Origin of the sequence: Microcystis sp. M179S2, from assembly GCF_020245805.1 — a bacterium.
GTDB classification, from domain to species: Bacteria; Cyanobacteriota; Cyanobacteriia; order Cyanobacteriales; family Microcystaceae; genus Microcystis; species Microcystis aeruginosa.
Map to the genome: position 1 here is coordinate 1 of NZ_JADBUE010000282.1, position 10,000 is coordinate 10,000.

General features: G+C 43.5%; 5 protein-coding genes, 2 rRNA genes and 1 pseudogene (1 of these 8 cut by a window edge). 6 read left to right on the forward strand and 2 right to left on the reverse strand.

Annotated elements, in window-relative coordinates:
* Nucleotides 1–62 precede the first annotated feature (62 nt).
* The 6 genes and pseudogenes from IM500_RS16810 (at nt 63) to IM500_RS16835 (ending at nt 7,711) form a co-directional block, all read left to right on the forward strand.
* Entirely contained in the window at nt 63–428 is a 366-nt protein-coding gene (locus IM500_RS16810) for an IS110 family transposase (RefSeq protein ID WP_190722571.1), read from the forward strand.
* A gap of 162 nt (nt 429–590) precedes the next feature.
* On the forward strand, nt 591–1,043 hold the full coding sequence (locus IM500_RS16815; RefSeq protein WP_190722570.1) for a hypothetical protein: 453 nt from the start codon (nt 591–593) through the stop codon (nt 1,041–1,043).
* Between the two features lie 359 nt (nt 1,044–1,402).
* Nucleotides 1,403–2,318, forward strand: a pseudogene (locus tag IM500_RS16820) (IS1634 family transposase); the annotation flags it as partial.
* Between the two features lie 252 nt (nt 2,319–2,570).
* Nucleotides 2,571–4,091, forward strand: coding sequence for a circadian clock protein KaiC (gene kaiC / locus IM500_RS16825; protein WP_002797104.1), 1,521 nt, complete (start codon nt 2,571–2,573; stop codon nt 4,089–4,091).
* An 80-nt stretch (nt 4,092–4,171) separates the two neighbouring features.
* The gene (locus IM500_RS16830; RefSeq protein WP_190722920.1) at nt 4,172–5,002 is read left to right on the forward strand and encodes an amino acid ABC transporter substrate-binding protein; all 831 of its coding nucleotides are present in this window, start codon (nt 4,172–4,174) and stop codon (nt 5,000–5,002) included.
* Between the two features lie 84 nt (nt 5,003–5,086).
* Entirely contained in the window at nt 5,087–7,711 is a 2,625-nt protein-coding gene (locus IM500_RS16835) for a DNA polymerase III subunit alpha (protein ID WP_190722919.1), read from the forward strand.
* A gap of 47 nt (nt 7,712–7,758) precedes the next feature.
* Here the strand turns inward: IM500_RS16835 and rrf are convergent.
* Both rrf and IM500_RS16845 read right to left on the reverse strand, forming a co-directional pair.
* Nucleotides 7,759–7,876: ribosomal RNA gene (gene rrf, locus IM500_RS16840) — 5S ribosomal RNA — on the reverse strand.
* A gap of 56 nt (nt 7,877–7,932) precedes the next feature.
* Nucleotides 7,933–10,000 (reverse strand): 23S ribosomal RNA (locus IM500_RS16845) (it continues 812 nt past the right edge of the window).

Here is a 10,000-nt window from a genome sequence, read left to right on the forward strand (position 1 = left end):
AGTAAAAAACCCTTCCTAGAACCAGGGTACTTCCCCGATCATAACTCGGAGCCAAGAAAGCCATGACCAAATCCCGAAACAAGTCTTCAAAAACCCAAAGTAGTGACCAGAAGTTAAACATCATCAATGCCAAGGCGGCGGGAATTGACCTGGGAGCCAGAGAACATTGGGTCTGTGTCCCCCAAGAAGTGTGTCAGGAGAATACCAGGAGTTTTGGTTGTACCACTCCCGATTTGCTATTGTTAGCCGATTGGTTAGAAGAGTGTGGTATCACCAGTGTGGCGATGGAATCCACTGGAGTTGAATGGATTCCCCTGTTTCAAATCTTAAGTGAACGCCAGTTCCAAGTCTTTCTCGTCAACGCCAAAAGCGTCAAAAATGTCCCAGGGAGAAAAAGCGATGTGCTCGACTGTCAATGGTTGCAGTAATTGTACAGTTAGGGGTTACTCGCCCCCTCTTTTGTTCCCGAAGGAGAAATAGTAGTTCTGAGGAGTTATTTAAGACAAAGAGAAAATCTGATTAGAAGTGCTGCCAGTCACATTCAGCGACTGCAAAAAACCCTAACCCAGGTCAACTTACAACTCCATAAAGTGATTACTGATGTGACGGGAGTAACTGGATTAAATATCATCAGAGCGATTATTGCCGGCGAAAGAAGTCCCAAGAAATTAGCCCAATTAGCCGACCGTAGGATTAAAAGTTCTCCCGCACAAATCGAGGCGGCTTTAACGGGAAATTATCGCGAGGAAATGGTCTTTATTTTGCATCAAGAACTGTCCCTCTATGAATTTTACCAACAACAAATAGCGGCTATTGATGCTGAAATTGAACAATGTTTGGCCAAATTTCCCTCAGTGACAGAAGAACTACCTCCGCCTTCCGTCAAGAAGAATCACCGTCGAAAAACCCATCCCCCTTTTGATTTACATGGTCATCTCTATCGCCTCAGCAATTCTCATTTTGAAATAAATAGAGCATTAACCCCGATTTTGGCATTGAAAAATAGTACAAAAAAACTATTTTCGAGGAGAGGCGATCACTAAAAAAACAATTGGTTGGACAAATTAAGTATAAATACTCAAGCAATCAAAGGGGTTAGCTGAGAACGAACGGGGTAAATTCAGGAAGATAGTTCTGTTTTTAGAATAGGGAATTCAAGGGAAATAAAAATTTATAATTATTGTCAGCTAAGGTAAAAAGGGTGAGTTAGAAATCCACCAGCACGTCAAATTATTCCCACATTCCGCACCCTCAACTGTCACATAAGCTGTCCCCCTCCAGAGACTTGAGTAAAAATACTTAGCTGGTGAAGGTTTTCTCGGTGGCCGCTAGGGGGTCTTGAGACCCCTAATTATGAAAAAATAGGAATTGTTGGAAAACTTAGGCAGTGGACTGTTCGACCATGAATCAATCAACAGAAATTGAAGTCAAAAATCTAGACCATCTGGGATTAGTAGCCGGAATTATCGATGAAATAGGAATCGTTGAAATTATCAACGAACAAGTCTCAATTGAGCGAGGAGAAATTGTCACAGCGGGGCAAGTCGTGAAAGCAATTATCCTGAATGGATTGGGATTTGTCTCCGGGTCCTTGTATTTATTTCCTCAATTTTTTGAAGATAAAGCAACCGAACATTTGCTGGGAGAGGGCATCGAACCAAAACACCTGAATGATGATAAAATTGGTCGAGTAATGGACAAACTTTATCAACTTAATGTTTCGGTCATTTTCCTACTGATTAGTTTAGCGGCCGTGAAAAAATTTGGTGTAGCGACCGAGAATTCCCATTTAGATTCGACTTCTCTATCAGTGGAAGGAGAATATAAAAAGGAATACCCAACAGTAGAAATCCTGAAATCAGGAGCAGTGGGAGAAGAAATTGAAACCAGACAACAGCCAATAAAAATTACCTACGGATACTCCCGCGACCGACGACCTGACTTGAAACAATATATGATTGACTTAATCGTAAGTGGGGATGGAGATGTACCTTTATTCCTGAAAGTAGGGGACGGAAATGAAGCGGACAAAGCGGTTTTTGGTCAAATCGCCCGAGAATTTCAAAAACAAGTTGACTTTGACAGTTTAATAGTCGGCGATAGCGCCCTGGGGTTTAAAAAGACTAATGAGAGAAATGCGTTGGTTATCTCGAGTCCCCTTCAGCATTAAAGCCGCTCAAGAGTTAGTCGATAGCATCTCAGAAAAAGAGTTAACCGATGCAGAAATACCGGGTTATTCCTGGCGGGAAACAAGCTCTAACTATGGGGGGATAAAACAAAGATGGTTGCTAGTTGAAAGTCAAGCTAGAAAAGAGGCGTTGTCAGCTCAGAATATGAAAGATACAATGCAATCCTTGCTATCAAAGTAATTTCAGTTCCAAGCTGATTCGGAGCATCTTTACATCTGACAACGCCCCATTTATTCTTGGGTTAAGCTGTCCTGCATTTAAACTATGTCTTGGAAATTTTATTACCAATGCTCAAACTCTCAAACTAGGGATAAATTTCTGGTATCGCCGGTCACTGAAATAGGTACAATAAACATTGGCTCGTTTTCATAGAGAACTTAAATGACGCAAAATAATCCCCTAGAGTTGATTGAGAAGTTAGAAACAGGAATCCCCGGCTTTGATTTTCTTTCGGAAGGGGGATTACCGAAAGGACGAGCAACTTTGATAGCGGGGACGGCAGGAAGTGCTAAAACGGTTTTTGCCTGTCAATTTCTGGCAGAAGGCATCAAAAATGGAGAAAATGGCGTTTTTGTCACCTTCGAGGAGCCACCCCAAGCACTAAGAAAAAATATGGGTGGTTTTGGTTGGAATATCCGGCAGTGGGAGGAGAATCGTCAATGGGCCTTTGTCGATGCTTCCCCCCAACCGGAAGAAAAGCCGATGGTGACGGGAGAATACGACCTAGGCGCATTAATCGCTCGCATTGAGTTTGCTATCCGCAAAAATAAAGCCAAACGGGTGTCTATGGATTCTTTAGGCGCAATTTTCAGCCATTTAAGTGATAGCGCTCAAGTGAGAAGTGATCTTTTTCGTCTGGCAACCGCTTTGCGAGAATTGGAAGTAACAGCGATTATGACCGCAGAAAGAACCCAAGAATACGGCGAAATCAGTCGTTATGGGGTGGAGGAGTTTGTGGCCGATAATGTGGTGATTTTACGCAACGTTTTAACCGATGAGAAAAGAAGAAGGACGATCGAAATTTTAAAATATCGGGGAACCGATCACCAAAAAGGAGAATTTCCTTTTACAATTATTCCCAATAAAGGGGCCGTGATTATTCCTTTATCAGCCATTGAATTAGAACAAAAATCCTCTAATATTCGTATTACTTCCGGCAGTCTGGAACTCGATAGAATGTGTGGGGGTGGTTTCTTCCGCGATTCGGTTATTTTGGTTTCGGGAGCCACAGGAACAGGAAAAACCCTGATGGTGACAGAATTTATGGCCGGGGGAGTAACCAATGGGGAAAGATGTTTAATTTTTGCCTTCGAGGAAAGTCGCGAACAGTTATTTAGAAATGCTACCGGTTGGGGTGTGGATTATGACCGCATGGAAAAGGAAGGTAAATTAAAGGTAGTCTGCCGTTATCCCGAAACTACGGGTTTAGAAAATCATTTAATTATGATGAAGGAAATTATCGAGGAGTTTCAACCTAATCGAGTGGCAGTAGATAGTTTATCTGCTTTAGAAAGGGTTTCTAATCTGAAAGGATTTCGGGAATTTATTATCGGTTTGACTTCTTTTATTAAGCAAAAAGAGGTGGGAGGATTATTTACTTCCACCACTCCCACTTTATTAGGAGGTTCCTCGATCACAGAAGCGCATATTTCTACAATTACCGATTCAATTATTCTGCTGCGTTATGTGGAAATGTATGGAGAAATGCGCCGCGGGATCACTGTTTTAAAAATGCGCGGTTCTATGCACGATAAGGATATTCGTGAGTTTTCGATCGATCATCAAGGTATGCACATCGGTCAACCTTTCCGCAATGTTACCGGAATTCTGGCTGGAACTCCTATGTACACAGCACAAACAGAAGTAGAACGTTTGAGTGGATTATTTGAGGATCGTAGTTAAAATATAGCAGCATTTGCTAATCATGCGTCGGCCGTTAGCTTTTTTCTCCCTATCTCCTGTCCTCTTCTTGCTTTCTTGATATGTCTAAAAACTTTTGCTTTATTTTTCTAGGTCTTTTACTGATAAATAACCTACATTTATCAGTCTTAGCAGAAACAGTTTTACAAAGAATTGCTCGCACGGGAGAATTAAAAGCGGCAGCCAGAAAAGACGCTACTCCCTTTAGTTATATCGATGAGAAAACGGGACAATGGACAGGTTATGGAGTGGAATTAATGCGCTTAGTCCAACGTCGATTAGAACAAGAAGTAGGTAAACCGGTTACAATAAACTTTACAGAAGCGACGACTAATAATCGTTTTCAGCAAGTGGAACAGGGACAAGTAGATTTATCCTGTAATGCGGCAACAATCACGGAAGAAAGACTAGAAAAGGTTAATTTTTCTATTCCCTATTTTATGACAGGAGCGCAATTTCTAACTAAAAGGGAAAATGTTGATAAAATAGATATTAATAACACTTTAGCGGCAGTTGCGATCGCCTATATTCCCCACACCACCACCGATAGTATTATTCGTTATATCTATCCTCTGGCTAATTGGCAAGCTGTCAGCGATCGAAGTGAGGCAGTGGCAAAATTACAAAGGGGAGAAGTAAACGCAGTGGTTAGTGATGGAATTCTTCTGCTGGGGGAAATCGTTAAACAAGGACATGATCTGCGACAATTTGTGCTACTACCCCGTCAACCGATTACCACCGAACTTTATGGCTGTATTTTACCCAAAAACGATCCCGAATGGAAAAAATTTGTTGATACTGTTGTCGGCAGCAATGATAACCGGAAACTGCGAGAACAATGGTTTAATTTAGAACAAGGTTTTTTTCCCTATAGGATTCTCAATCAACCCTAAAAATAGACTGTGATGGCTGAAAATTAAAAGTAAGTAAATTCTGGTTTTTTTCCCCTTTTCCTGGTCACTTTTTCCTGAAAAACTATGTCTTTTGTCGGTTTACATATTCACAGTGATTATAGCTTACTTGATGGTGCTTCCCAATTACCGGCACTAATTGATCGAGCGATCGAATTAGGACAACCAGCGATCGCTTTAACCGATCATGGAGTCATGTATGGTGCGATCGAATTAATTAAAACCTGCCGTAATCAGGGAATAAAACCAATTATTGGCAACGAAATGTATATAGTCAATGGCGATATTGAAGTCAATCTTCGCCACCGAAAATATCATCAAGTTGTTTTAGCCAAAAATACCCAAGGCTATAAAAATCTAGTTAAATTAACTACTATTTCTAATCTGAAAGGTATTCAAGGTAAAGGTATTTTTGCTCGTCCTTGTATCAATAAAGAGTTACTCCAACAATACCACGAAGGATTGATAGTTACCAGTGCTTGCTTGGGTGGAGAGATTCCCCAAGCGATTTTAGCTAATAACAGGAAACTGGCTAAGGAAACGGCTAAATGGTATAAAAAACTTTTTGGTGATGATTTTTATTTAGAAATTCAAGACCACGGTTCTAAAGAAGATCGGATCGTCAATGTAGAAATAGTTAAAATTGCTAAAGAATTAGGAATCAAAGTAGTTGCTACTAACGATTCTCACTTTATTTCCTGTTACGATGTAGAGGCACACGATGCCTTACTTTGTATTCAAACTGCCAAGTTAATTACTGAAGACAAACGCCTCCGTTATAGCGGTACAGAATACTTAAAATCTGCTGATGAAATGCGTTTACTTTTCCGTGATCATCTGCCCGAAGATGTGATTGAAGAAGCGATTAATAACACCTTAGAAGTAGCAGAAAAAGTCGAACCTTATAACATATTTAATGAACCGAGACTCCCTAATTATCCAGTTCCTGCGGGACATACTGCTGATAGTTATGTAGAAGAAATTGCTTGGTTAGGATTACTAGAAAGATTAAAATGTCCTTCTCGTCACGAGATTGAGCCTGTTTACAAAGAAAGGCTTGAATACGAATTAAAAATGCTACAGAAAATGGGATTTTCTACCTATTTTCTCGTCGTTTGGGACTATATAAAATATGCTAGAGATCATGATATTCCCGTCGGTCCAGGACGCGGTTCTGCGGCGGGTTCTTTGGTAGCATATTCTTTAAAAATAACCAATATTGATCCCGTTCATCACGGTTTATTATTTGAGCGTTTTCTCAATCCTGAACGGAAATCTATGCCTGATATTGATACGGATTTCTGTATCGAGAGACGGGATGAAATGATACAATACGTCACGGAAAAATACGGGGAGGCTAATGTTGCCCAAATCATTACTTTTAACCGCATGACATCAAAAGCTGTCTTAAAAGATGTGGCGCGGGTGTTAGATATTCCCTACGCCGAATCGGATAAAATGGCGAAAATGATTCCCGTTTCTCGCGGTAAACCCACACCTTTAAAAGTGATGATTTCCGATGAAACTCCCGAACCAGCATTTAAAGAAAGATACGATACGGAACCCCATGTGCGTCATTGGTTAGATATGGCAATTCGTATCGAAGGTACTAACAAAACCTTCGGAGTTCATGCCGCGGGAGTCGTCATTTCTTCCCAACCTTTAGATGAAGTGGTTCCCCTCCAGAAAAATAATGATGGGGCGGTAATTACCCAATATTTCATGGAGGATTTAGAATCATTGGGATTGTTAAAAATGGACTTTTTAGGGTTAAGAAATTTAACCACTTTGAAAAAAACCGCCGATTTAATTAAACAAAATCAGGGTATAGATATTGATCTCGAACAATTGCCTTTAGATGAAAGAAAAGCCCTGCAAATTCGGGCTAAAGGGGAACATAAAAAACTACCTCCCGATATTATCAAAACCCACGTATTACTAGAAGAAGGGGATTTAGAAGGTATTTTCCAGTTAGAATCATCGGGGATGAAACAGATAGTTAAAGAGTTAAAACCATCGGGTATTGAGGACATATCTTCAATCTTAGCACTCTATCGCCCCGGACCTTTAGATGCGGGATTAATTCCTCTCTTTATTGGCAGAAAACACGGTAGAGAACCCATTCGTTATGATCATCCTTTATTGGAACCAATTCTTAAGGAAACCTACGCAGTTTTAGTCTATCAAGAACAGATTATGAAAATGGCGCAGGATTTAGCCGGTTATTCCCTAGGAGAAGCGGATCTATTGCGTCGGGCAATGGGTAAGAAAAAAGCCTCCGAAATGCAGAAACAAAGGGAGATGTTTATCGATGGTGCTGCTAAAAATGGTGTGGAAAAAAGAATCGCTGAAAATCTCTTTGAACAGATGGTAAATTTTGCCGAATATTGTCTAGGAGGTGAGACGTTAATTTTAACTGAGGAATACGGATTATTACCAATTGCTAAAATTGTGAGCGAAGAAATTAACTGCACTGTTTATACTGTTGACCAAAATGGTTTTGTTTATAGTCAACCAATCTCTCAATGGCACGAGCGAGGTTTACAAGAAGTCTTTGAATACACCCTAGAAAATGGGCAAACTATCCAAGCAACCAAAGATCATAAATTTATGACTAGCGACGGAGAAATGTTAGCCATAGATACAATATTTGAGCGAGGTTTAGATTTAAAATCCTCTGATTTTTCCTAAAAACCAAACCCCCCAATCTTGTCGGATTGAGGGGTAGGAAAGAATAATCCTGGCATCGAGCTATTGTCCCGGTCGGCAACCCGACAAGTATCTTGGCCACGGTGAAGTTTCACAACCGAGTTCGGGATGGAATCGGAGTGGTGCCATCACGTTAAAGACACCAGGAAGGGTAGAACCCTCAAGACTGCAAAAGCTAGGGAAAAAGTGGTGAAAAGAAGAATCAGGTCAAGCCCTCGGTCGGTTAGTACTCCTCGACTGCACTCGTTACCGAGCTTCCATCTAGAGCCTATCAACGGGTAGTCTACCCGAGACCTTACTGGCTTAATGCCATGAGAGCAATCATCTGGAGGTGGGCTTCCCACTTAGATGCTTTCAGCGGTTATCCGCTCCGCACATGGCTACCCTGCGTTTACCGTTGGCACGATAACAGGTACACCAGCGGTGCGTCCTTCCCGGTCCTCTCGTACTAAGGAAGGCTCCTCGCAATGCTCTTACGCCTACACCGGATATGGACCGAACTGTCTCACGACGTTCTGAACCCAGCTCACGTACCGCTTTAATGGGCGAACAGCCCAACCCTTGGGACCGACTTCAGCCCCAGGTTGCGATGAGCCGACATCGAGGTGCCAAACCTCCCCGTCGATGTGAACTCTTGGGGGAGATCAGCCTGTTATCCCTAGAGTAACTTTTATCCGTTGAGCGACGGCCCTTCCACGCGGTGCCGTCGGATCACTAAAGCCGACTTTCGTCCCTGTTCGACTTGTGGGTCTCACAGTCAAGCTCCCTTCTGCTTTTGCACTCTATCGTCCCATTTCCAACGGGACCGAGGGAACCTTTGCGCGCCTCCGTTACCTTTTAGGAGGCGACCGCCCCAGTCAAACTGCCCACCTGAAACTGTCTCCCGCCCCGATTAGGGGTCAGGGTTAGAATTCTAGCCTCGCCAGAGTGGTATCTCACCGTTAGCTCCACTCTCCCCACGAGGAGAGTTTCAAAGCTTCCCACCTATCCTGCGCAAGCGAAGCCCGAAGCCAATGCCAGGCTACAGTAAAGCTTCATAGGGTCTTTCTGTCCAGGTGCAGGTAGTCCGTATCTTCACAGACAATCCTATTTCGCCGAGTCTCTCTCCGAGACAGTGCCCAGATCGTTACGCCTTTCGTGCGGGTCGGAACTTACCCGACAAGGAATTTCGCTACCTTAGGACCGTTATAGTTACGGCCGCCGTTCACCGGGGCTTCGGTCGTCAGCTTCAGATTACTCCTGACCAACTTCCTTAACCTTCCGGCACTGGGCAGGCGTCAGCCTCCATACTGCGTCTTACGACTTGGCGGAGACCTGTGTTTTTGGTAAACAGTCGCCTGGGCCTATTCACTGCGACCCTCTTGCGAGGGTACCCCTTCTCCCGAAGTTACGGGGTCATTTTGCCGAGTTCCTTAGAGAGAGTTATCTCGCGCCCCTTAGTATTCTCTACTTCCCCACCTGTGTCGGTTTCGGGTACAGGCAATTAATGATTAACGTGGTTCGGGCTTTTCTAGGAAGCTTGATCAGCGCCACTTCCCTCCCGTGGGAGGTGGGACTCGCGTCTTAGCTCCAGGTGTTTTCACCACCTCTCATCGCCTCGACTGCTTGCACTGGTAACCAACATCCAGCTGACGTTGACCTTCTCCGTTCTCCGGCACAATCATTAATCGGTACGGGAATGTTAACCCGTTGTCCATCGACTACGCTTTTCAGCCTCGCCTTAGGTCCTGACTGACCCTCCGCGGACGAGCCTTGCGGAGGAAACCTTGGGGTTTCGGGGTGTGGGATTCTCACCCACATTTTCGCTACTTAAGCCGACATTCTCACTTCTATAGAGTCCACAGCTGCTTGCCGCTACTGCTTCACCCCCTATAGAACGCTCCCCTACCACTACAATGTAGTCCACAGCTTCGGTAGATAACTTAGCCCCGTTCATTTTCGGCGCAGGAGCGCTTGACCAGTGAGCTATTACGCACTCTTTTAAGGATTGCTGCTTCTAGGCAAACCTCCTGGTTGTCCATGCACTCCCACCTCCTTTCTCACTTAGTTATCATTTGGGGACCTTAGCTGGTGGTCTGGGCTGTTTCCCTCTTGACGATGAAGCTTATCCCCCACCGTCTCACTGGTAGTTTTTTTAGCCGTATTCAGAGTTTGCCTCGCCTTGGTACCGGTCTCCCAGCCCGCGGCGAAACAGTGCTTTACCCCGACTAAACTTCCACTACCGCTGCGCCTCAACACATTTCGGGGAGAACCAGCTAGCTCCGAGTTCGA